The 22,267-nt window shown below is 42.0% G+C and carries 22 protein-coding genes and 1 pseudogene; 7 read left to right on the top strand and 16 right to left on the bottom strand.

What is annotated here, in order from left to right:
• The first annotated feature begins 3 nt into the window (after nt 1–3).
• Both NO992_RS14730 and NO992_RS14725 read left to right on the top strand, forming a co-directional pair.
• On the top strand, nt 4–252 hold the full coding sequence (locus tag NO992_RS14730) for a hypothetical protein (RefSeq protein WP_010372728.1): 249 nt from the start codon (nt 4–6) through the stop codon (nt 250–252).
• A gap of 134 nt (nt 253–386) precedes the next feature.
• Nucleotides 387–1,085: a hypothetical protein gene (locus tag NO992_RS14725; RefSeq protein WP_371378400.1), complete on the top strand. Its 699-nt coding sequence runs from the start codon at nt 387–389 to the stop codon at nt 1,083–1,085.
• A 41-nt stretch (nt 1,086–1,126) separates the two neighbouring features.
• On the opposite strand, the pseudogene NO992_RS14720 reads toward NO992_RS14725, so the two are convergent.
• The 8 genes and pseudogenes from NO992_RS14720 to seqA form a co-directional block, all read right to left on the bottom strand.
• Nucleotides 1,127–1,377: pseudogene (locus NO992_RS14720) on the bottom strand (IS3 family transposase); the annotation flags it as partial.
• Nucleotides 1,378–1,502: 125 nt separating this feature from the next.
• Entirely contained in the window at nt 1,503–4,454 is a 2,952-nt protein-coding gene (locus NO992_RS14715) for a TonB-dependent receptor domain-containing protein (RefSeq protein WP_371378396.1), read from the bottom strand.
• Between the two features lie 947 nt (nt 4,455–5,401).
• Nucleotides 5,402–6,973 carry a dihydrolipoyllysine-residue acetyltransferase gene (locus NO992_RS14710; RefSeq protein ID WP_371378393.1) on the bottom strand — a complete coding sequence of 524 codons (1,572 nt, stop codon included), beginning with the start codon at nt 6,971–6,973 and terminating at the stop codon, nt 5,402–5,404.
• A 9-nt stretch (nt 6,974–6,982) separates the two neighbouring features.
• Nucleotides 6,983–7,960, bottom strand: coding sequence for an alpha-ketoacid dehydrogenase subunit beta (locus NO992_RS14705; RefSeq protein ID WP_010604720.1), 978 nt, complete (start codon nt 7,958–7,960; stop codon nt 6,983–6,985).
• Nucleotides 7,960–9,177, bottom strand: coding sequence for a thiamine pyrophosphate-dependent dehydrogenase E1 component subunit alpha (locus tag NO992_RS14700; RefSeq protein WP_010372716.1), 1,218 nt, complete (start codon nt 9,175–9,177; stop codon nt 7,960–7,962). The genes NO992_RS14705 and NO992_RS14700 overlap by 1 nt, the downstream gene beginning before the upstream one ends.
• A 351-nt stretch (nt 9,178–9,528) precedes the next feature.
• Nucleotides 9,529–10,563 (bottom strand): succinylglutamate desuccinylase, encoded by a 1,035-nt coding sequence (gene astE, locus NO992_RS14695; RefSeq protein ID WP_371378390.1) that lies wholly within the window; start codon nt 10,561–10,563, stop codon nt 9,529–9,531.
• Between the two features lie 82 nt (nt 10,564–10,645).
• A complete protein-coding gene (pgm, locus tag NO992_RS14690; protein ID WP_045963816.1) occupies nt 10,646–12,283 on the bottom strand; it encodes a phosphoglucomutase (alpha-D-glucose-1,6-bisphosphate-dependent) in 1,638 nt (545 codons plus the stop codon).
• Between the two features lie 13 nt (nt 12,284–12,296).
• Nucleotides 12,297–12,845, bottom strand: coding sequence for a replication initiation negative regulator SeqA (gene seqA, locus NO992_RS14685; RefSeq protein WP_039495937.1), 549 nt, complete (start codon nt 12,843–12,845; stop codon nt 12,297–12,299).
• A 136-nt stretch (nt 12,846–12,981) separates the two neighbouring features.
• Here seqA and NO992_RS14680 point away from each other — a divergent pair, with 136 nt between their 5' ends.
• The 5 genes from NO992_RS14680 to fur all read left to right on the top strand — a co-directional run bounded on the left by NO992_RS14680 (nt 12,982) and on the right by fur (nt 15,428).
• A complete protein-coding gene (locus NO992_RS14680; RefSeq protein WP_371378386.1) occupies nt 12,982–13,749 on the top strand; it encodes an alpha/beta fold hydrolase in 768 nt (255 codons plus the stop codon).
• An 87-nt stretch (nt 13,750–13,836) separates the two neighbouring features.
• Entirely contained in the window at nt 13,837–14,058 is a 222-nt protein-coding gene (locus tag NO992_RS14675) for a DUF2788 domain-containing protein (RefSeq protein ID WP_010372701.1), read from the top strand.
• On the top strand, nt 14,058–14,336 hold the full coding sequence (ybfE, locus tag NO992_RS14670) for a LexA regulated protein (RefSeq protein ID WP_010372698.1): 279 nt from the start codon (nt 14,058–14,060) through the stop codon (nt 14,334–14,336). The genes NO992_RS14675 and ybfE overlap by 1 nt, the downstream gene beginning before the upstream one ends.
• A 14-nt stretch (nt 14,337–14,350) precedes the next feature.
• Nucleotides 14,351–14,878 carry a flavodoxin FldA gene (fldA, locus tag NO992_RS14665; RefSeq protein WP_010372695.1) on the top strand — a complete coding sequence of 176 codons (528 nt, stop codon included), beginning with the start codon at nt 14,351–14,353 and terminating at the stop codon, nt 14,876–14,878.
• Nucleotides 14,879–14,981: 103 nt separating this feature from the next.
• Nucleotides 14,982–15,428 carry a ferric iron uptake transcriptional regulator gene (gene fur, locus NO992_RS14660; protein ID WP_010372691.1) on the top strand — a complete coding sequence of 149 codons (447 nt, stop codon included), beginning with the start codon at nt 14,982–14,984 and terminating at the stop codon, nt 15,426–15,428.
• A 48-nt stretch (nt 15,429–15,476) separates the two neighbouring features.
• Here the strand turns inward: fur and NO992_RS14655 are convergent, their stop codons facing one another.
• The 8 genes from NO992_RS14655 to NO992_RS14620 all read right to left on the bottom strand — a co-directional run bounded on the left by NO992_RS14655 (nt 15,477) and on the right by NO992_RS14620 (nt 22,230).
• On the bottom strand, nt 15,477–15,884 hold the full coding sequence (locus NO992_RS14655) for a VOC family protein (RefSeq protein ID WP_017217446.1): 408 nt from the start codon (nt 15,882–15,884) through the stop codon (nt 15,477–15,479).
• A 24-nt stretch (nt 15,885–15,908) separates the two neighbouring features.
• Nucleotides 15,909–16,541, bottom strand: a complete 633-nt coding sequence (locus NO992_RS14650; RefSeq protein ID WP_371378381.1) for a glutathione S-transferase family protein — start codon at nt 16,539–16,541, stop codon at nt 15,909–15,911.
• 54 nt (nt 16,542–16,595) lie between these two features.
• The gene (locus NO992_RS14645; RefSeq protein WP_371378378.1) at nt 16,596–16,949 is read right to left on the bottom strand and encodes a DUF1428 domain-containing protein; all 354 of its coding nucleotides are present in this window, start codon (nt 16,947–16,949) and stop codon (nt 16,596–16,598) included.
• Nucleotides 16,950–16,963: 14 nt separating this feature from the next.
• Nucleotides 16,964–17,353 (bottom strand): YciI family protein, encoded by a 390-nt coding sequence (locus NO992_RS14640; RefSeq protein ID WP_017217449.1) that lies wholly within the window; start codon nt 17,351–17,353, stop codon nt 16,964–16,966.
• A gap of 85 nt (nt 17,354–17,438) precedes the next feature.
• Nucleotides 17,439–18,287, bottom strand: coding sequence for a YciI family protein (locus NO992_RS14635; protein ID WP_010372679.1), 849 nt, complete (start codon nt 18,285–18,287; stop codon nt 17,439–17,441).
• Nucleotides 18,288–18,424: 137 nt separating this feature from the next.
• A complete protein-coding gene (locus NO992_RS14630) occupies nt 18,425–19,699 on the bottom strand; it encodes an RNA polymerase sigma factor (protein ID WP_371378375.1) in 1,275 nt (424 codons plus the stop codon).
• 144 nt (nt 19,700–19,843) lie between these two features.
• Nucleotides 19,844–20,317, bottom strand: a complete 474-nt coding sequence (locus tag NO992_RS14625) for a DUF1203 domain-containing protein (RefSeq protein WP_045963832.1) — start codon at nt 20,315–20,317, stop codon at nt 19,844–19,846.
• Between the two features lie 86 nt (nt 20,318–20,403).
• A complete protein-coding gene (locus NO992_RS14620; RefSeq protein ID WP_371378372.1) occupies nt 20,404–22,230 on the bottom strand; it encodes a serine/threonine protein kinase in 1,827 nt (608 codons plus the stop codon).
• Between the last annotated feature and the right edge of the window lie 37 nt (nt 22,231–22,267).

The raw sequence follows: 22,267 nt of genomic DNA, 5'->3' as shown, positions 1-22,267 counted from the left end.
CCTATGAAAAAATTACTAACTGCTGCTGCGCTACTCACCCTAGTCGGCTGTTCTAAAGTAAGTTTAGAAAACTACAATAAGCTAGAAGTAGGCATGGACAAAGCTGAAGTTGAGAATATTCTTGGCTCTGCTGATAAATGTGAAGAAAAAACCCTACACACCAATTGCATTTGGGGAAGCGAAAACAAGCACATTAAAGTAACGCTGCTTTCAGATAAAGTCACTTTGTATTCTAAAAAAGGGTTAGAGTAAACTTATTTAGCGCCTTTTAATCAAAATAGGGCGCTTTTATTTTTAAGTAGGCCAATCACAAGAAACAATTTGTTGACATAATAGATACAAGAAAGTACCGTTTAGCCTCCATTAAAACATTAAGGATTAAAATAATGAGAAAAGGTATTCTTCTTCCAATTATATTAGTAGGCAGTGCTTTATCAGGCGCTGAGGCTAGGACTGAACGTGAACTTAATTGTAGAGTTGAGGTTGTTGATAAAAAACCAATATATGGAGGAGCCGCAAGTTGTGTCGCTCACTACAGCGTAAATACCTGCAGTCCTACACATAATGGTTTCGATGTAATAGTAACAAATAAGACACTCCCCATTTCGCAATATATCGAAGCTCACAGCAGGTCTTCGATACGACTAAGTGCTGTTGTTGAATATTACGAAAATTATGGAGTGGGTCCTAACGCGTGTAGCTTGCCAAAAAAGACTACGGAGTTTGTTGGTTGTGATGCTAATCTAGAATTGCTCCGATATGAAGATATTAAAGAAAGAGTATGTGATTACACGCCAAATGTAACAGTAAGAGGTCGCCAATTCTCTGAGCTTGAAGTCGCATTCAAAGCCGATACTTCAGATAGAGACGGAAGCATTGTTAAACGAGAATGGACAGTTAATGACGTTCCCGCAAGTAGTAGTCCATTCTTAACATACGAACAAGGTGATGAAATACTTCTAATTGGACAAAACGGTCAATCTCTCTACACCTGTTTAACTGTAACAGATAACGATGGTTATACGTCTAAAAGCTGTGATGGAATTACGATTCAACGCCATGGATCAATTAATCCATATGAATAATTAACCTGAACCGAGGAAAAGTGTTCTGCACAACTAGAGCAAGACACTTTTCTTAAAGAATTTTCATACTCTACTGGTGACTGATCATTATTAGCTGAGTAGAGCCTTTCCAAATTATAATACTTCATATATTCAGCGACATAGTTTTTCATATGCTTTATAGCTGAGCTATTTTTAGCAACCAGTCATATTTTAGCTCAACAACACCTATATCTCAGTAAGCCCCATATCCCCCAAAAGCTCGAATTCCATAGCGTGCCAATAAATGATGGTAACGCTTAATGGTATATTGTGGCAGTAAGTGCTACAGACGCTATATTTAACTGTTCAGTTAATTGAAAAATTGTTGGATATTAGATACTAGTGATTCATAAAGTAAAAAGGCCACCCAAAGGTGGCCCTATTCAATTTCAAATGTTAGAAATTATAGGTTAGATTAACAAACGCTCTGCGTCCCCAAGGGTCGTAGATCGCTGATGACGTACCTGCGCCACCAACATAATCAGGTATAAGTTTATCGAAAATATTACGAACACCCAATTCAACCGAAAGGTCTTCAGTTGCTAAGTAGCGAGCCGATAAGTCATGATACACCATGCTCGGAGCATATGGATATGCGGTATCTTCAGGTGTATCACCTTCTTTCTTACCATCTGCGCTGTACGTTTCTTTCAAATTGATAATAGCGGATCTGTCTATGAAACGGCTACTCCAAGTGACAGATAAGTCATCTAAGTTATACGTTGCTCTGAAAGTCGCTTGCCATGTTGGATCACCGATTTCGCCGTCTTGACGGTCAGGCTTATCAGGATTGTTCTGGAACTCATACGTATCGTACTCGATAACATGGTTAACAAATAGGTTAATCTTTGCACTACCAGGTAGCGAGAAATCAGCAAGATCAAGGTTATAGTTAAAGTCAGCCTCTACACCTGATAACACACGTTTAGCGGTATTTTGGTAGCCAGACTCAACAAACGTAACTGATTTGTTGTTTGGATCGCGCGTAATTTGCGAGCAATAAATAGGATCAAGCTCAGGGCCATCTACACAGTTATTCACTACTGTCTGTGGCGTAATTGACTGAATAGCATCTTCAATTTCAATATCATAGTAATCGATACTAAATGAGAAATCCTCAAACGCAGTAGTAACGAAGCCAAGTGTGAAAGAAGTTGATTCTTCAGGCGTCAAGTTTGGATTTCCGCCGATGATTACCCGTTTACTAGCATTATCTTGACCAACATGGTCAGCTGGAATACCCAATGCGGCACAGTTTGCAGCGCGATTAGGATTGTTAGCCAATCTTGTTACATCGCATGGATCCCATACACGTGCAAAGTCAGGACTACGAGGAGAGAATGCTTCGGTTACGTTAGGAGCTCGTACCGCTTCACTATAAGTACCACGAAGACTATAACCTTCCACTGGAGACCACATGAAACCAGCTTTCCAAGCATCTACTTCACCAGCATGTGAATAATCCGCTCTACGAAATGCACCGTCAATACTTAACTCATGTGCTAAGAAAACGTCAGACAAAATAGGTAAATTAACTTCGAAGAACCATTCTGACACATCATATTCGCCATATGTATCTGGCGTCGCTACCTCGTTTAGAGCCCCTGATTTAGTTAACTCATCAGTAATCGAGCCCGACGACTCCCAGCGCTTTTCGTAGCCGAGTGCCATTCCCATAGCACCACCAGGTAGTTCAAACCACTCAGAACTATCAAACGACACCGAGCCACCAAAATACCTTTGTTTAATCGTATCTTGGCGAGTGACATTAGCACTAACCCACGCCTTTGCTTCTTCAGACGCTTGATCATAGCCAAACGGGTTGTAAGCCACACAGCTATTCACATCTACTGTAGCGGGGTTCGAGTAGCCTTCCCCTTGCATAGATGGAACATTAGCACGACAATCAGCTTGACCTGTTTCAGGGTTAATGACAGCATCTAGTGCAGCAACCCAGTTGCCAATAATGAGGTCATTAGCCTGAACACGATCATTTTCGGTGCGTCCGTATGAATAATAAACATCATAATCGAATAGCGTTTCACTCAGTGTGAAATCACCTTTGATCCCGGAAACCAATCTAAATGTCTCACGCTTGTTACGTGCCTCTCGGTTACCTATCTCATCAAAGAACTTATGTATACCTATTTTTTCTAAGTCAATACTATCGTCTTGTGCAGCCTTAGCCGTGAAGAAGTCAAGCGTCTCTTGCGACACGAAAGGGTTTTCTAATAAGTTAACGGTATCACCATCACCAAAACGATACGCAGGCTGAGCCTGTTGAATAATATCCGAACGTACATATTTTACGTCTGAGTAAAATTTAACATTATCATTGATTTCGTAATTAAAGAATGATCCTACCGTAACTTTGTCACGCTCAGGAAGAAAGTTTTCGTATCTTGTTGTAGAAAAGCATAGCTCACAGCCATCAGGGAAGCTACCGAAAGCTGGGGAGTTGGATAAATCTCGCGTCGGCATTAATTGGCCATTTCCTGCATTATCAAAAGTGTAGTTTGTTCTACTGTAATCTAAAACAGAAGTTTGACTGATCCACTCAGATAAAATATTTGGCGCCCACAGCTTATCAGGAATACCATCATCTTCACCTGTATCTGCTGGGTTATTAACAGTACCACTTTCACTGTAATGACGCATGTCACGTTTCATTACTTCCGCAACAGAGTCTTTGGTGATATAAACCGTCGCGTTGCCTTTCCCGTCAGCGGTTGATGTGCCACCGACTAAGCTGAAAGTTTTATTTTTGTTACCAATGCCATGAAGTGAGTCACTATAACCTACTTTCAATTCAAGGCCTTCAAAGTCATCTCTGGTAATAATGTTAACTACACCAGATACCGCGTCAGAACCGTAAATCGCTGATGCACCGCCAGTAATCACTTCAACACGTTTAATCATTGAAGTTGGAATAGTCGATAGATCAACAACCGCTGAGCCTTGCTGACCAGCTACGTGTCGTTTGCCGTTTACCAATACTAGTGTTCTGTCTGTTCCTAAACGACGTAAATCTATCGTACTTGAACCTGCATTTTCATTGCTTCCAGTGTTCGCTCTTAACGTGCCTGTTGCACCAATCGCAGGTAATTCTGAAAGTACCTGCGCAAGGTCTGGGATGCCAGCTTGCTCTATTTGTTCACCCGTTAACGTGATAGTTGGAGACGGTTGACTAAGTTCATATCGCGCAATACGTGAACCCGTCACTTGAATTTTTTCAATTTCTTTTACTGAGCCGTCTTGCTGTTCTTCTGCTAGAGCTGAACCGGATATAGTTGCAGCTGCTAGAAAAGACATTTGAATGGAGCTAAGTATTTTATTTTTAGCAAACATTGAAATTTCCCTTGTTGATATTCTTTTTTATTTTTAGCTAACACTTCATATTAAGTTAAGGTTTGATAGCAAACCAAATTAACAACTCATTTCTACCTTTTTTAACAAAAAAATAAAAGCTTTCTTTCTAAACTCATGAACTAACAAAACAACACAATGTAAACATATCAAAACAAATTACGAAAAAACAAAAGGTTAATCCTTAAAGAGACCCCCTTTAAATTCCAAAAAAATGCACAATAAACCAATAAAAAATCAAAGATTAACAAATAAAAAACAAAATAACGACTACCTTAATGATTACAACATTATTTTTTATGTCACTTTACTTTAATAAAGCTGGGGTACGCTGATAGGCATTTTAATTTTTGAGCTGAAATTAAAGTGGATTAAAAAAGTGAAAAAACCATTTATTGATTTTTTTAAATTAATCTACGAACACTAAGGATTCGATAGTTATCTTTTAGACAAAAAGCCAATTAGTTAGTGATTCCAAAGACACATAACTTGCGGCTAGGCTTAAGATGAATTGAAATGCACCGATAAAATCTGTATTTAACCAGAGGTTTGGATAAGAAAATAGCTACCCCATTGTTTTTAAGCTCACATTAAATTATCTAGCCAGAGAGTTTTGGGGATAACACCGCTTCTGTGTCCTGCTCTCGCTAAGGTACCTACATCCTGTAGGCAAGGTGAATTTACGCCCCAATAGCTGGCTGTTAGAGTTAAATTGGCTGCTAGAAAGGTATTAACTATCCACAGCTCGGGTTATTTAGTAAAGACGCTAATTTTTAGGAAGGAATAAGTTTACTTACGATTTGTCTGAATGGGGCTAAGTTTGAAAATTACAGGCCAATACCACGTAAATAGATTCCCTAGCTTTTGAGGCAATCAAAAAAGGGCCGTAAAGGCCCTTTACAACAAGTAGAAACTAGCAAAAACAAGGATTAGCGCATTGCCATCATCATTTTAGCCGGTTCCTCTAGGAAGGTTTTCCATAAATTATTGAAACGTGCAATCGTGCCGCCATCAATAATACGGTGGTCGCCAGACCAACTTACCTGCATGATAGAGCGTGCAACCACATTACCTTGTGCATCGAAGCGTGGTAACTGCTGAACTTTGCCAAGTGCAACGATAGCAACTTCTGGTTTATTAATAATCGGTGTAGCAACCGTGCCACCAATCGCCCCTATGTTTGAGATTGAGATAGTACCGCCTTTCAATGAATCAGGAGACACACGCCCTTCCCTAGCGGCTTCTGTCAGTTCAGTAACAGATTGGGCAACTTCTACAATCGATTTGCTTTGGCATGATTTAATATTTGGTACAAGAAGACCCAGCTTGCTGTCCACCGCCATACCAATATTGTGGTCACCAAAATAAGTGATTTCCGTACAGTCATCATTTACTTTTGCATTCAAAATTGGGAATTCGTTGATAGCGAGTGACAACGCCTTGATAAAAAATGGCATCATCGTCAGCTTCACGCCTTGTTTGGCATATTGCTCTTTCAAAGCACCACGAAGTGCAATTAAATCGGTTAAGTCAATCTCGTCACAGTAAGTGAAATGTGGGATCGTCGAAACAGAGGCCACCATCTGTTTGGCCATCGCCGCTTTCATACCACGTAGAGGCTCAACTCTTTTCCCACCTTCTGAGGTAGGAGCCGACTTTTGCGTTTGAGGCTGTACCGTGGTGCTAGCTTCATTCGTGGTTGAAGCGTCAGTTACACCGTGCTCAAGGAAATGTTCGATGTCTTCTTTATAAACGCGCCCATTTTTACCAGAGCCAGGCACTTCAGAGAGGTCAACACCAACTTCGCGCGCCTTGCGGCGTACTGCCGGAGAGGCAATTGCTTTACCATTTTTCGGCAAACTGCGCGTAGCATCATCGTTTGCAGTAGCAGCTTGTGCATTACTTTCTTTAGGCTTGTGGACATCAGCGATTAGATCGTCTGATTTTCCGGCGTGAGATGACGCCAACTTCATTTGAAATAGCGGACTATGCACCTGTGCTATCTCACCTTTTTGATAATAGAGTTTTTCAACAATACCATCGTACTTGGCTGGAATTTGCACTAGCGCCTTGTCAGTCATTACATCACAAACGGCCTGATCTTCTATAATTTCATCGCCTTCAGCGACAAGCCATTCAACAATTTCGCACTCAACAATGCCTTCGCCAATATCAGGTAAGATAAAGTCTTCAAGTACAGTACTGGTTGAAGTAGTTGGCGAGGACTGAGGTGCCGATTGCTCCGGCTGAGCAGCTTGCTCGCCAGCAACATCCATTGCAAACAAAGGCTCATGCACCTTCGCAATTTCACCTTTTTCGTAATGCAGCTTAGTGATCACACCGTCATGTACCGCAGGGATCTGAACTAGTGCCTTATCAGTCATTACATCACAAATAGGTTGATCTTCTTTTACTTCGTCACCAACAGCCACCAACCACTCGACGATTTCGCACTCTACGATGCCTTCACCAATATCTGGTAAGATAAATTCTTTAGCCATAACTTATCCTTAAAATTCCATAGAACGTTTGATAGCGGCAAACACTTTAAGTGCATCTGGCACATATTCTTTTTCAAGTGCTAAAGGATATGGCGTGTCTAATCCACAAACTCGCTCAATTGGAGATTCTAAATGCAGGAAACACTCTTTTTGTATGGTTGCTGCAATCTCAGCGCCAAAACCATTCGTGATTGGCGCTTCATGGCTCACGACCAAACGACCCGTTTTAACCACTGACTTGGCTACCGTGTCCATATCCCAAGGAAGAATGCTTCTTAAGTCGATTATTTCACAGCTAATACCTGCTTCTTCAGCTTTTTGCGCTGCTTGTTCGATGATTTCCATCTGCGCGCCCCAAGCCAATAGCGTTATGTCGGTACCTTCTTTAATCACTTCGGCTTTACCAAGCTCGATGCTGTAATCTTCTTCTGGCACTTCACCAACAGAAGCACGATATAAGCGCTTAGGTTCAAAGAAAATAACCGGGTTATCGTCTTTAATGGCAGCACGCAGTAGACCTTTCGCTTGATACGGATTGCGGGGTACTACAATTTTAAGACCAGGTGTATGTGCAAAGTAAGCTTCTGGTGATTGTGAATGATATAGACCACCTGCAATACCGCCACCGTATGGCGTACGAATTGTTAAGTTACCCACATCAAACTCATTTCCCGAGCGATAACGGAACTTGGCCGACTCGTTCACGATTTGGTCAAATGCTGGGAAGATATAATCCGCAAATTGAATTTCAGCAAGCGCAGGGGCACCAAACGCAGCAAGACCATTGGCAAAACCCAAAATACCTTGTTCAGTCAGTGGTGTATTAAATACGCGGTGTTTACCATATTTTTCTTGAAGGCCTGAAGTTGCACGGAATACACCACCAAAGTAGCCTACATCTTCACCAAAAATACAAGCCTGCGGATGCTCCGCCATCGTGATATCTAGCGCCGAATTAATGGCGTGTAGCATGTTCATTTTAGCCATTATTTAATTCTCCCTGCGGTGACTGGGTATGCGTCTGGATAAGCTTTAATATGCGCTTTCAATTCATCATATTGCTTCTGCAGCGATGGAATTGGCGTGTCATAAACATCTGAGACCAGATCTTCTAATGCAGGCTTCTGTACTTTCTCTGCAACCTTCAATGCAGCCAAGATATCTTCACGGATTTTTTCTTTTTCCGCATCATCTTGGGCTTCATCCAGCCAACCTTGTTTTAAAAGCCATTGCTTAAATCGATTTACCGGGCAACTATTTTTAAATTCAGCTTCTTCGTCTTTAGTACGGTAACCAGACGGATCATCAGAAGTTGAATGTGCACCCAAACGGTATGCAATAGATTCAATCATCACAGGCTCACCGTTTTCAACTGCGATTTTACGCGCGGCTTGTGTCGCGGCGTAAACGGCAAGCGCATCGGCACCATCCACACGGATAGTTTTTATACCATAGCCTACACCGCGAGCGGCAATACCATCACCTTTAAACTGTTCATCCGCAGGTGTTGAAATCGCATAACCATTATTACGTGCATAAAAGATGACCGGTGAACCATGCACTGCGGCCATGTTTAGACCGGCGTGGAAATCCCCTTCTGACGCAGCACCTTCGCCAAAATAGCAAATCGTGACATTATCGATTTCAGACGTTAGCTCGCCGGTTTCTTTATCAATATGTTTTAGCTTTTGGCCGTATGCATAGCCCGTTGCTTGAGGAATTTGCGTTCCTAGCGGTGACGAAATAGTCAAGTAATGTAATTCTTTAGAACCATAGTGCACAGGCATTTGGCGGCCTTTGCCTAAGTCCTTCTCATTCGAGAATAGCTGATTCATGAACTGCTCAAGCGAAAAACCACGATAGTGAATTGCGGCTTGCTCACGGTACTGAGCCATGATCATGTCATCTTCTTTAAGCGCTGCGGCACTTGCCGTAACAGCAGCTTCTTCGCCAAGACATTGCATATAGAAGCTAATACGCCCTTGACGCTGAGCACCTTGCATACGCTCGTCAAGTAAACGAATAAACCGCATTGTAGAGTAAATTCTTAATGCCGTTTCTTTATCAATATCTGGTGCTGTTGCACCGTCTAGAACATCGCCTTGGTCACTTAAAATCTTTAATGTAGGGATATTGAGTGCATGACCATCTATAAATTCCAGCGCGTGGCTGATATTTAAGGATATATTATTGGGGTTAGTCATAACCTACCTTCTCTTGTTGTCATAACAAACTTACGGAGTTCAAACCCGACTTCCTCATACGAGATCTGGCTTCAGATAGCGCAAGACGAAAAGAGTCTTAACTCACCTCGCATTTATGATTGTGTTAATTGGTCTTGATCACATTTGTGGTTAGTATGAATAACTGGTCTAACAACTTATCAAAGACTGAATAATATTTGCGATTTAAGTAAGTAAATTAAATTAAAGCGTTTCAACTTTACGTTAACGTAAACGGTTATTCAACTAATCCTAGATGAATAACCGTGAAAATGCATCAATGTTTTTGGAAAGATTTTGATACGAAGGCAAGTAGAATTTTACATCTATGATTTATATGAAGTTTTCATCAACCTCTAACGGTACAACGGTTAGTAATGCACGTTGCCCCAAAGCCACATTGGCATTTGGGAAGATAATAGCTTCGCCCTCAACCTCAGCGAAATACTGCTTATCTCCGTCCGTCGCTAGTAATTCACCTTTCGCAAACCCGGTAAAATTCTCTGCAGAATCAGCGAATGGAAAAGAAAATTCGGCTTGAGTACGATTGATAGTACGATGAACGGTAAATAGCTCGAACTCATCTGCATTAAATTCTTTATATTCCACTTTTTCTTGGCTAATTAATGCTTTTAGCGTTTCCTTGGTTTTTGCAAAGCTCGCCATGTTATTCTCACCAAATGGCTTCACCTGCCCAAGTTCGATAGTGAAAGCATCGGCCCCAAACTGGTAAGAAGAAAAGTAACTAAATGTTGTCGCCGCCGAGCGCATCATTAATACGGTATTGACACCGCATGACAATAAAAACTGCAGCTGTGATTTCTTCCACGGCTTACCATGTAAAAACGGATAAACTGCAAACTTTTCGTTTTTAGACCCTCGAATAGCAGTATGAAGGTCATAGTGACAACGATAGCGCTCGTTACCACCCTGTTCAAAAAAGTTCCTAACGTAACCCTCTAGTTTTTGTGCTCGGACCTTTTCGGGGTTATCTGTTTCTTGATTATGTGCGCCGTTAAATAGGCGGTTTAGGTTTTCATCGACAAAACGCTGGCCAATGTTAATGGATTTCGGGTTACCAAAAATAAATAACACCCGCTGCGCCAACACCAGCTTGCCAGTAATAATATGTTGGATAAGCTCGTCACATATCTCAATTGGCGCGGTTTCATTGCCGTGCACAGCGCTCGATAGCACAATATCTTTCGTTGTTTCACCAACGGGCGTAAACTGGATCACACCAGTATCATGGACTTCCACCAAGGTACCGTTGTCTAAAGTGAAGTTCACGGGTTCAAGTGTAAATTCATTATTTCTTGTGATAGTAAGAAAGTCACCGCTTTGTTTTAATTCTGCTAAGTACGTCATAATTCCAAATTGATGTTGTTGAATAATCCGCATTGGGATACAAAAAAGCCATACGAGGAGTATGGCTTGTAGAAGCTTTTTGTTAACTAATCACTGAGTCAACCAATGTCTTTGCCTCATGTTCAAGTTCAGCTAAATGCGCTTCACCTTTAAATGATTCAAGATAAATTTTGTAGATATCTTCAGTGCCCGATGGACGCGCCGCAAACCAACCGTTTTCGGTAACGACTTTAAGACCACCGATAGCAGCACCATTACCTGGGGCATTGGTTAATATCTGAGTAATTTTATCACCTGCTAGGGTGTCAGCCTTGATATTGTCTGCACTTAATGCCTTGAGCTTTGCTTTTTGCTCAGTATTTGCGGGTGCATCGATACGTTTGTATACAGGCGCGCCAAATGCTTGTTCAAAAGCGTGGTAATGTTGAGATGGCGATTTACCTGTAACAGCTAGGATCTCAGCGGCAAGTAACCCCATGATAAAACCGTCTTTGTCTGTACACCATGTGCTGCCGTCTTTTCTTAAAAACGCAGCGCCAGCACTCTCTTCACCGCCAAATGCGAGCTCTCCTGCCGCTAACCCGTCTACAAACCATTTAAAGCCCACTGGCACTTCGTAAACGTCTCGGCCATTTGCACCACACACTTTGTCAATCATGGCACTAGATACCAGTGTTTTACCAATTTTTATCGAGCTATTCCAAGCTCTATGCTTGATCAGATAATCAATTGCCACTGCTAAAAAGTGGTTTGGGTTCATCAGGCCATCTGGCGTGACAATACCGTGTCTGTCGAAGTCCGGATCATTACCTATAGCGATATCATAGTCGTCTTTTAACGCTATCAAATTAGCCATTGCATAAGGTGATGAACAGTCCATGCGCACCTTGCCGTCTTTATCAAGTGGCATGAAGGCAAAACTTGGGTCTACAACGTCATTTACAACCGTTAGCTTCAAATCATAGTGTTTGGCAATCACAGGCCAGAAATTAACACCTGAACCACCAAGAGGATCCACACCAATATTAACACCGGCTCGAGCAATGGCTTCCATATCAATGATATTACCCAAGTCTTGAACGTATGGTGTGATCAGATCTTCATACTTGATAAATCCAGATCTTCTCGCTTTCGCAAACGGGAATAACTCAACTTCAACCAAATCTTCGAGTAGTAGCTGATTCGCTCTATCTTCAATCCATTTGGTGACATCGGTATCGGCCGGTCCACCATTTGGTGGGTTATATTTGAATCCGCCATCTTCTGGCGGGTTATGTGATGGCGTAACTACAATACCATCTGCAAGCTCGTGTGGATTGGTTAAATTGTGCGAGACAATCGCGTGGCTGATCACAGGAGTTGGTGTGTAGTCATCATTTTCTTGTGTGATGACTTGCACTTCATTGGCAACCAAGACCTCAATAGCCGAGTTAAAAGCGGCTTCCGACAACGCATGGGTGTCTTTACCAAGAAAAAGCGGACCGTAAATATTGTTGTTTTTACGGTAATCGCAAATCGCTTGAGTGATGGCCAGAATATGCGACTCATTAAACTTAAAATTAAGTGAGCAACCTCGGTGGCCACTTGTGCCAAAGGCGACACAATGCTCCGGATGCGCTTCTAAATCAGGCTCATTTAAATAGTACGATGAAACCAGCTTAGGTACATTTACCAATAATTCTTTCGATACCTTTTTGCCAGCTTGCGGATGGATCGCCATAAGATTTCCTTACTTATAGGTAGTCTCTAATTTTCTCGGCAGCTTCATCTGTGTAACCTAACACCTTAGCTACTTCATGAAGCATCATTTTCTTTCTAGTCGTATTTGAATTTGTCATCACCCAATATTCACTGTCTGCAATATTTTTCGGGTTCATACTGCTACCACTTTCGAGTAGAGCATTTTTACTCGTAGCGAAGTAAATTCTATCGCGGCCCTTAATTTCAAGCACACTATTAAATTCGGATTTATGTGTACGATGGAGCGCCGATAGGATAAACAAAAAGCGCCCGACTACCCCTTTTTGCATGGCGAGCTCTTCTTTATTTAGAATATTAAAGACATTCGCTGCTGGCTTTACAGGTTGGCTTGGTGTTTTTGTTTGTGACTCAGCTGCAATTTCTTGTACTTGTTTTTCTTCCTGCTGTGCGACGGGTTTAGATTCTGTCCCAGGAGTGAGTTTTAATAAACGACGTAAAATCTCAGAAGCACTTTCTCCAATACTTTGTGTGTTACTTGCAATGTATTGATATAGCTCGTCATCTATTTCTATCTTTTTCATGCGTTTCCTGTCATCTATGCTAATTAGGAGCAACTCATTTCAATTGTCACTTAGTATATCCAAATTTAACTTATTACTCTATGGCTTTGCATTTTTACTCTTCAATGTCACAATTAGCGCCAAATTTGGAGGATTTATGCAGTTAAACTATCAACAAATTGGCGACCAAGCCAAACCTAGTGTATTTGTTATGCACGGACTATTTGGTTCTTTGGAAAATGTAAATGTGGTGGCAAAAGCACTTGCTGAACATTTCAATGTGATTAACGTCGATTTAAGAAATCACGGTCGCTCTTTTCATGATGAGCAAATGTCCTATCCAATAATGGCAAATGACGTCAAAGCACTAATGGATGAGTTAAAACTGGAAAAAATACACCTCGTTGGTCACTCGATGGGTGGTAAAGTGGCAATGCAATTCGCCCAGTTATTCCCAGAAAGTATCAACAAACTTGTCGTATTAGATATTGCACCTGTTGATTATCACTCAAGACATGATGCAATAATTGCTGCGCTAAACGAAGTGCAAAAAAGTGATGTATCAAGTCGTAGTGAAGCAGATACCATCATGTCGCAGTATATTGAAACCGTCGGTGTGCGTCAGTTTTTGCTCAAAAGTTTAGCAAAAAATGAAGAAGGCAAGCTTGCTTGGCGTTTCAATTTAGACGTAATTACTGAAAAATACGATACAATCACATCAAATATTAATGAAACGCATTCCTGTTTGTGCGATACTTTGTTCATTAAAGGGAATAATTCTGACTACATCCTGCCTGAGCATAGGGATGCCATCGCTCGTTCTTTCCCAAATGCGCGAGCAAAAATAATTCAAGGTGCGGGCCATTGGCTACATGCTGAAAAGCCTGAAGCGGTAAATCGCTCAATTATTGATTTTCTTCAATAAAACGAATCGAATTTACCGTTATAAACTTAATTTATGCATTTAGGTTATGATATAGTAGCCGCCGTTTAAGTATTGAGTAGAGCTCAGATGGTCAGTCAATTTATAAATGAATTTGAAACGCTAGGGCTGTGGTTTGCGCTAGCTGGTATATTCTTTTTCATCGGTATGGCGATTCAGGACGTACTGAAAAAAGGTGACGTGCCAAAGTTCGGACGCTATATCGTTTGGCTGGTGTTGTTTCTTGGTTGCTCTGGATTTATAGCAAAAGGCTTGATCCAAGTGTTTTGGCAAGGCGCAGGTGTTGGATAATGGCCAAGGCTGAAACAGATAGAACGACTATCGACCTATTTGAAAATGAAAAACGTCCCGGACGTCCTAAGACGAATCCACTGCCACGAGAAGTGCAGTTAAAGGTTAACAAGCGCAATCAAATCAAGAGAGATCGTGCTCGTGGCCTAAAAAGGGTAGAATTTAAGGTTTCATCAGAGTTGTATCAAGCGCTAAGTGATATGGCAGAGTCGCAAAACATTAGTCGAAGTGCACTCATAGAGACCATCTTACAAGAGAAGTTAGCGGTTAATAGATAGAAGGTAAGCAATTAATGGCAAGCGTAGGTATTTTTTTCGGCAGTGATACTGGTAATACAGAACACGTTGCTAAAATGATTCAAAAAGAGCTAGGTAAAAAGCTCGTTGACGTAAAAGACATTGCTAAAAGCAGTAAAGAAGAGATTGCAGAATTTGATTTACTATTGTTCGGTATTCCAACATGGTACTACGGTGAAGCGCAATGTGACTGGGATGATTTTTTCCCTGAACTTGAAGAAGTCGATTTCGAAGGCAAGCTAGTTGCTATCTTCGGTTGTGGCGATCAGGAAGATTATGCTGAATACTTCCTCGATGCGATGGGCATGATCAACGATATCGTCACTGAGCGCGGCGCTATTGTTGTTGGCCATTGGTCTACCGATGGTTATGACTTTGAAGCGTCAAAAGCTGTCGTCGAAGATGGTAAATTTGTTGGCCTTGGTATTGATGAAGACCGTCAGCCAGAGTTAACAGAACAACGTGTTAAACAATGGTGCGCACAAGTATATGATGAAATGTGCTTAAGCGAGCTGGAAGATTAATTCCATTTGCTTTGCACTTGCTGCCCGAGCAAGTTATTCTTAGGTATAGCGTCGTGAATATTGACCTAAGACAAATTATAACTAACAGATTGAGACAGATTTAATGACTGATCACAACTTAGAGCTTAAAAAGGCTGGTTTAAAAGTAACGCTTCCACGCATCAAAATTTTAGAGATCCTTCAGTCTCCTGATAATCAACACATCAGCGCAGAAGATGTGTACAAGATCTTATTAGACAAAGGTGAAGAAATTGGTCTAGCTACGGTATATCGCGTACTAAACCAATTTGATGATGCTGGTATTGTAACACGTCACCACTTTGAAGGCGGTAAATCTGTTTTCGAGCTGTCTGGCAGCACGCACCATGATCACTTGGTATGTTTAAAATGTGGCAAAGTTGTCGAGTTTGAAGATGACGTTATTGAAACACGCCAAGAAGAAATCGCGAACAGCAATGGCATCAAACTGACTAATCACTCACTATATCTATACGGTGAGTGTGAAGATAAAGAAGCGTGCAAAAAATACGCTGAGGAAAATGGTAACTAACCTACCACTTCGCCAATTTAAGCATTAAGCCAGCAAATTGCTGGCTTTTTAGTTCGCTAAATTTAGCTGCCAAGACACACCAAACCTGTCATTTAACCAAGCAAAAGTTTGGCTAAACCCATAGCTGCCAAGTGGCATCAGCACTTTTCCACCTTCAGCTAGCGTACTGTAAGCTTTTTCGATTTCTTGCTGTGATTCACAGTCAACATAAATTGACATCGCAGGAGTAAATCCAAATTTATGGTGGAGATAACTGTCCATCGCCAAAAACTCAACATCCTTTAACGCAAATTTTAAAAGTTTCACAGCACCTTCAGGCTCATTGTCGTCGGCTCCATAAAGTTCGATATCCAAAATTTCGGACCTCGGAAATAGCTCGATGTAAGATTCTACAGCTGACTTCGCATTACCCGCATGTTGGCCTACAAATAGTAATGTTGTTTTAATTTGTTGCATAAACACCTTCTTCCATTTATTTGGTTACCTCACTGTAGAGTACAATTCCAGCTGATCTTCGTATGCTTTTTTAAAAGCAGCTCTAGAAACGCATTGCTCTAGATACTTTCGGCAATAACTATATTGTTTTAGCCCATCAAACCTATCGACCAAACGAAGTACATCAGCCATCGCAATGTCTGCAACAGAAAATTGCTCAGCCAACCAGTTTCTCTCCCTAAGATATTCATTCATGTGTTTCAAGCGGCTATGTAAAAATTGCTCTATCGCTTTGCTACCATGATTCTCAAAAGTATCTCCAGAAAATTTCAAAATTGTCCATGGAAGACTCGCCATTTCTACAGAGTTGAGCGCGGCGAATAGCCACTGTATTACCGATGAGCTATTTTCTGTCGATATTAATTCATCGCTATGCTCAGCGATGTATAACAGACCAGCACCACTTTCGAATATCTCCTTATCTTCATGGCTAAGCCAAGGAACTTGGCCAAATGGTTGATGTAAATAATGCGTATTTTCTCGTTCATTGAAAGCGGTAAGCTCTATATCATAGGGTATTCCCGCCTCTTCTAGCGCCCAGCGCAAGCGAATATCCCGGACATAACCTCTTGGCGGCTCAGGCACCCAATCAAACGTGGTAATGGTAAAGTTCGACATATATCATCTCCATGTCAATTGGACTGATAACTCAGCCCAATTTAATAACTAAGGTTAATACTCTACTATTGTCTTAAAGCCACCATAGATAAGCCTTTTGCCATCAAACGGCATTGGATTAGCTTCTTGATCGCAAATAGGATCTTTAAATACTTCTGCCATTCCAGCATCACGGACTTCTTTTGAAGGCCAAGTGATCCAGGAAAACACCACAGTTTCATCAGGCTTACATTTTACAGCCAGTGGAAAAGAGGTAAGCGTTCCATCAGGAACATCATCCCCCCATGCCTCGACAACGCGTTCTGCTCCAAACTTTTTAAACACTTTTGCCGCTTTACTGGCGTGCGCCCGATATTCTTCGCGCTTATTGGTGGGTTCAGCGCATACAAAACCATCAATATAACTCATCTTTGACCCCTCTCTTATTCACGTCTTTGTGCTTCATAGCTGACATTGTTCTCGTCTTGCAACTCGCGAACTGGCCGAATTTCGATGCTGCCATAGCGTGCAGGCGGAATTTTGCTAGCCGCTTGGATAGCCTCATTTAAGTCTTTAACATCAAGTAAATAGAAGCCCGCAAGCTGCTCTTTAGTCTCTGCAAAAGGACCATCGGTAATATCAACTTTACCCGCTCGTACCCGCAATGTTGTCGCACTTTGAGTTGAGAGCAACGCGTTACCCCCTATCATCTGCTCGCGGTCTTTTAATGATTCCCCGCACGCGATGCATTCACGGTTAAGTGCGTCCCATTCATCTTGTGAGAGCTTTTCCATTGCTTGTTCATCGTAATAAACCAAAGCGACATATTTCATAGTGTGTCCAGCTCCTTATTAATTGGTATCTGAATAGCGAGCATCTTTTGCTGCTCGCTTTGACTTAGCTACTCCGTACTCGTGGTCAATTAGCGGCGTTACTAGGTAGCATCACCATCCACGCCACACCGAATTTATCAACGACTTGACCATAAAGGGGGGACCAAAATGTTTCTTGTAATGGCATTCTGACCGTGCCACCATCGGCTAGAGCATTGAATGCACGGTGAGCTTCTTGTTCAGAATCAATTGTTATAGACAGGCTAAATCCTGCAAACGAAGCATCATCACCACAGCCGTCAGATGCAAAAATCTTCATATCGCCAATACTAAACTCACAGTGCATTACTTTATCTGAAAAGTTTTCTGGTATCGCACCATCTGGGATAGGATCTGGACTTTCGTTAAAGCGCATAAGTAGACCGACTTTGGCATATAGATGCTGTTGATAGTATTCAAGTGCCTCTTCGGTACGCCCTGCAAAAAACAAATAATTGCAAACATGTGCAGTTTGCATCGCAATCTTTTGTCTTAATTGTTCTTCGTCTGCGAGGATTTCGCCGCAGGGATCAATATCTGCAAAGTCAGCCATTTCATAAAACGGTCGAACTTCAATATCTGATTCCTCATTCATGGGATTAGGGCAGCGCTTAACCCATTCTAGCGCCTCTTCCATCGATGTTACTTCCCAAACCCAATAACCCGCAATTAACTCATTAGTCTCTGCAAAAGGCCCTTTAGTTACAATCCGCTCTTCGCCTTTAAAACGAACGCGAACTCCCTCTTTACTCGGCTTTAAACCATCACCAGAAGTCATAATTCCAGCATCAACTAATGCATTATTGAATTCCCCCATCGCAGCCATTAATTCCGCGGTTGGTAACTCCCCTGCTTCAGACCCTTCACTTGCTTTTACAATCACCATTACTTTCATCGTCAATTCTCCTGTTGTCTTTCGTAAATAGAGCTGAATAACCAAAGATCACCTGCGGTTTTGATAAATAAAGTGCTCTATACACTCTAGTCGAATGCATTCTCTAGAGATCGACAAAGTAAGGAAAATTTTCTTAATTAATTTTCACCGAGCTTGAGAAGCTTTTGTTTGAGAACCCTTTGCTCTGGTAATTGCGTAGTTAAATTAAGAGCCGTTTTAAATGCATTAATCGCACTTGCGGTTCTGCCAGCACGAGATAATAGTTCGCCATAAGCCGCATGAGCCAAGTGATACCTTTGCATTTCTTTGTGCTCTAGTAGCCGCTCTATAATGGTAATACCCGCATCTGGCCCCTCTTTCATAGCGATTGCGACCGCTTGGTTGAGCTCAATAACAGGAGATGGGCTCACTTGGTGTAGCTGAGTATATAACTCGACAATCTGTGACCAATCTGTCGCTGCTGCAGTTGCCGCAACTGCATGGGTCGCAGAGATAGCCGCCTGAATGGTGTAAAAGCCATATTCACCGGCGTGCATTATTTCAGCGACCAACTGCGTACCTTCGGCAATCATACCTTTACTCCAAAGGCTTCGGTCTTGATCTTCCAGTAAAATAATGTCACCGCAGGCATTGGTGCGCGCCGCCCTTCTTGCATCATTCAAGAGCATCAAGGCGAGTAACCCCGCCACTTCTGGATCTGGCGTCAGAGAATAAAGTAAACGAGTTAAGCGGATAGCCTCCGAAGTCAGTTCACTGCGTATTGCAAGTTCGCCTTGTGTTGCTGAATACCCTTCATTAAAGACCAGATAGATAACCGTGAGCACCGCATCAAGTCGGTTGTTAAAGTCAGTGTCGTCCGGCAGCTCGAATGGAATACGGGCATCACGGATCTTCGCTTTGCCGCGCACAATTCGTTGTGCCATTGTTGTGTTAGACACCAAAAATGCACTGGCAATTTCTTCTGTTGTCAGTCCACAGACCTCCCGCAGAGTAAGCGCAACTTGTACTTTTGGATCAATAGCCGGATGGCAGCAAGTAAAAATTAATCGCAATTGGTCGTCTTCAATTGCATTGGCGTTTTGCTCTTGAGCGTGGCCTGCGATGTCAGAAATCTCATCCATTTCAGTAGCAGCAACTTCTAGCTTTTCTCTTTGACGTTGCTGTTTACGTATTGCATCAATGGCTTTAAAGCGACCAGTAGAAATTAACCAAGGGACTGGGTTTTCTGGCATACCTTGAGTAGGCCAGTGTTTTAACGCCACATTAAACGCGTCTTGCAATGCTTCTTCCGCTAACTCAAAGTCACCTAGAAGGCGGATCAGTGTAGCGTAAATTTTCCGGCTTTCTTGCTTGTACAGCACTTCTATAGACTTACGAATAGCATTGCTATCGCAGGCGAGTTGATTGCTCATCACTTTCCTTCGTCAGCTAAGTTATCGCCATTTAAATTGGTATAGTCACTATTTCATAAATCGACAAGCGCCTCAACTTGACACCATCAACTCTGAAAGACTCAACAGATTGGTTTTAGCCTGGGCAGATCCACCTTCTTTTTCCTATACTCTGCACGCTATGCAATTAAAGCAACCGGGGTTTGCATTGTGAATATGCACATATTCGATTTTATGGTCGTCAAATAAGGTATGGAGGCAGTCTTTAATTTCTATTCCTTTTACGATTTGCGCCTCTATCATTACACCTAAGCTGTCGTAGGCCCTGATGGACAGTAATCTGGTTTGCAAGATTTCTGGCACTTCATTTACTTTTGGGTCTGCCAATACTGCATTTTCCCTCACAAAGATAGGCCCAGAAGAGCGATATGGCGATAAAGTAGTATGGTGCTGATAATGTAATAACAACACCACCTCCCCAATCTCAGCTTCTTGTAGGGAAACGCGACAAGGATAGCCGGGTTTAGCGTCAACGACGAGCTTCTTGGCATGTAATGCCGCTAGTTCTTCATCGCTTAAAGAAAATAAATGCTTAAATTGTTTGTAGTCAATCGCGTTAATTTGAAATTGTGTTGTCATGTTTACCACTCCTGCTTCACTATAATGAGTGTAAAGAACTAGCAGTTAATGACTGGCCAGAAGTGGTACTAACACCTAAGTAGCACCTAAGTGTTAACAACAAATGTTTTGGGGTTTTTGGGAAAGAAAAAGTCAGGCTGACGGTCGCATAAAGCAAACTCACGTGTATTTTTATAGGGCAACTTCATAAACCCTGCTACGCCATAATCTTGAATACTCACCGCGTATTGCATGATCCGAGTCAGTAGCGCCTTAAATTGCGCTTCTTTATTAGCATCAAGTAGCCGGTAGTAATAGTGGATTTTCATCCTATCTTGTAACGATTCAAAAATGATGCAACCTGTATGATGGATTTGGTTTAACTCGAACACACATTGAATTATCTGTCTTGGCAGCTGCAGCTGCTCGTCTGGATCTTTGCCGTCTTCAAAGTATGAATGCGGACGTGTAATTTCATTACTCGAAATATCGCTAACGCTAAATTCTAGTTCTGGCAGATGGTCAAATTGGAATGCACCGGTGCCGTCACGAGTCAATTGAATAGTTTGCCGCGCGTCGAACAAACAGCATTTAAACAAACCTTTTTGTTTGATCCCCTGCGCAATCATTACAGTGGCGTTCAACGCGTCTTTAAATGCAAGACTCAATGTTTCATCGTGTAAAATAAGACTCGACTCAACAAATACCTGCGCGTCTTTCCAGTGAAAACTGAGACCACCAACGACCGGATATTTTGCCAGTCTGCTGATTGAGGCCAAAAAGGCTTTCTCGGTATCGCCGGTATCAAACAAAAACTCTTTATAATATCTATCTAATTGCGCGTCGTTTACGTCTCTTAGATTGTGTTTATCGTCAGCTCGACGCAAAAACTGCTTGCGTGAGCTGTAGACGACCGTTTCAGGCTTAACTGTGGTTTCGTAGGTCCAAAAAGGAATGCGGGATTTTTTCTCTGACAGTGTTAAATCAGGTAAATACATTTTTGCCATTGCTGGCATATTACGAACAAAGTAATCCCCTGCGCTGTCCCTCGTTGCTTTGTCTTTGCTAAGCATGCCATCTAGCACCTGCGCAAATACTTTTGGCAGCCCCAAAGCGCTAGCAGGAATGACCTGAGCACCAAAACGACATGATTGTGCACTAGCCAGTGCATAAATCGTCGATGCAACACCTTGCTCATCAAAACGAGGAGAAGATTGTGCACCCGACATTTGCTCATCGCCAATAAAATACACATCTCCCATCCGAGCGTTGGTCGTACTTACATCAGATGACATCAAATCCATGATATTGCTCGCGATAGGCTCACCATGCACATCCACCTGAGCATAGACTGAGCTTCCCCAATCAACCAAAGAGAAACCATCGGAAGCTTCATCCCAAACGATATTAGATGGCTTAATATCTCCATGAACGATGGGCTGAGGAGACATGCCATTGCGACGCTCGCGCAAATCAAGCAACACATTTCTGAGTTTCAGCGCGAGGCTTACCAACTCATGCGCTTTAAAACGGCCCTTTTTGAGCGAGATCTTTTCTAAGTCTTCACCAGGGGCACGCTCCATCATTAAAATGCCTTGCTTTTTTACTCGCTCGAAGGCATAGAAGTTTGGCACCATCGGGTTGTCAATTTGCGACAACATATAGCCTTCATCTTCAAGCCTATCACGCACACTTTGGGCAAGCGTGATCCGAGAAAATTTAAACACCCAGTCTTTCCCCATATCACTTGTACCAGCAAATACGAAGCCAAACGCGCCTGAGCCAATTACCTCAACATGTTTATAGCCAAGTTGACTCAATTGCTTTTTGCAGATATTCAGCCATTGACGGTGCTTTTTTGCATCATGATGAGACAGTAAGTAGATGGACTGCTGTTCGTTGATATAGAAGTGTTGGATGGATTTTTCAGACATAATTGTACGTAGAAAAAGCAATAAAAAAGGTCGACAT

The organism is Pseudoalteromonas sp. DY56-GL79 (assembly GCF_041414765.1).
Classification (GTDB): Bacteria; Pseudomonadota; Gammaproteobacteria; order Enterobacterales; family Alteromonadaceae; genus Pseudoalteromonas; species Pseudoalteromonas piscicida.
This window is presented reverse-complemented; position numbering and strand designations above follow the sequence as displayed.

Excerpts from the sequence above, each read along its gene's own strand:
- NO992_RS14730 (WP_010372728.1), top strand. The coding sequence starts at position 4 with ATGAAAAAATTACTAACTGCTGCTGCGCTACTCACCCTAGTCGGCTGT.
- NO992_RS14725 (WP_371378400.1), top strand. The coding sequence starts at position 387 with ATGAGAAAAGGTATTCTTCTTCCAATTATATTAGTAGGCAGTGCTTTA.
- NO992_RS14715 (WP_371378396.1), bottom strand. The coding sequence starts at position 4,454 with ATGTTTGCTAAAAATAAAATACTTAGCTCCATTCAAATGTCTTTTCTA.
- NO992_RS14710 (WP_371378393.1), bottom strand. The coding sequence starts at position 6,973 with ATGGCTAAAGAATTTATCTTACCAGATATTGGTGAAGGCATCGTAGAG.
- NO992_RS14705 (WP_010604720.1), bottom strand. The coding sequence starts at position 7,960 with ATGGCTAAAATGAACATGCTACACGCCATTAATTCGGCGCTAGATATC.
- NO992_RS14700 (WP_010372716.1), bottom strand. The coding sequence starts at position 9,177 with ATGACTAACCCCAATAATATATCCTTAAATATCAGCCACGCGCTGGAA.
- astE (WP_371378390.1), bottom strand. The coding sequence starts at position 10,563 with ATGACGTACTTAGCAGAATTAAAACAAAGCGGTGACTTTCTTACTATC.
- pgm (WP_045963816.1), bottom strand. The coding sequence starts at position 12,283 with ATGGCGATCCATCCGCAAGCTGGCAAAAAGGTATCGAAAGAATTATTG.
- seqA (WP_039495937.1), bottom strand. The coding sequence starts at position 12,845 with ATGAAAAAGATAGAAATAGATGACGAGCTATATCAATACATTGCAAGT.
- NO992_RS14680 (WP_371378386.1), top strand. The coding sequence starts at position 12,982 with ATGCAGTTAAACTATCAACAAATTGGCGACCAAGCCAAACCTAGTGTA.
- NO992_RS14675 (WP_010372701.1), top strand. The coding sequence starts at position 13,837 with ATGGTCAGTCAATTTATAAATGAATTTGAAACGCTAGGGCTGTGGTTT.
- ybfE (WP_010372698.1), top strand. The coding sequence starts at position 14,058 with ATGGCCAAGGCTGAAACAGATAGAACGACTATCGACCTATTTGAAAAT.
- fldA (WP_010372695.1), top strand. The coding sequence starts at position 14,351 with ATGGCAAGCGTAGGTATTTTTTTCGGCAGTGATACTGGTAATACAGAA.
- fur (WP_010372691.1), top strand. The coding sequence starts at position 14,982 with ATGACTGATCACAACTTAGAGCTTAAAAAGGCTGGTTTAAAAGTAACG.
- NO992_RS14655 (WP_017217446.1), bottom strand. The coding sequence starts at position 15,884 with ATGCAACAAATTAAAACAACATTACTATTTGTAGGCCAACATGCGGGT.
- NO992_RS14650 (WP_371378381.1), bottom strand. The coding sequence starts at position 16,541 with ATGTCGAACTTTACCATTACCACGTTTGATTGGGTGCCTGAGCCGCCA.
- NO992_RS14645 (WP_371378378.1), bottom strand. The coding sequence starts at position 16,949 with ATGAGTTATATTGATGGTTTTGTATGCGCTGAACCCACCAATAAGCGC.
- NO992_RS14640 (WP_017217449.1), bottom strand. The coding sequence starts at position 17,353 with ATGAAATATGTCGCTTTGGTTTATTACGATGAACAAGCAATGGAAAAG.
- NO992_RS14635 (WP_010372679.1), bottom strand. The coding sequence starts at position 18,287 with ATGAAAGTAATGGTGATTGTAAAAGCAAGTGAAGGGTCTGAAGCAGGG.
- NO992_RS14630 (WP_371378375.1), bottom strand. The coding sequence starts at position 19,699 with ATGAGCAATCAACTCGCCTGCGATAGCAATGCTATTCGTAAGTCTATA.
- NO992_RS14625 (WP_045963832.1), bottom strand. The coding sequence starts at position 20,317 with ATGACAACACAATTTCAAATTAACGCGATTGACTACAAACAATTTAAG.
- NO992_RS14620 (WP_371378372.1), bottom strand. The coding sequence starts at position 22,230 with ATGTCTGAAAAATCCATCCAACACTTCTATATCAACGAACAGCAGTCC.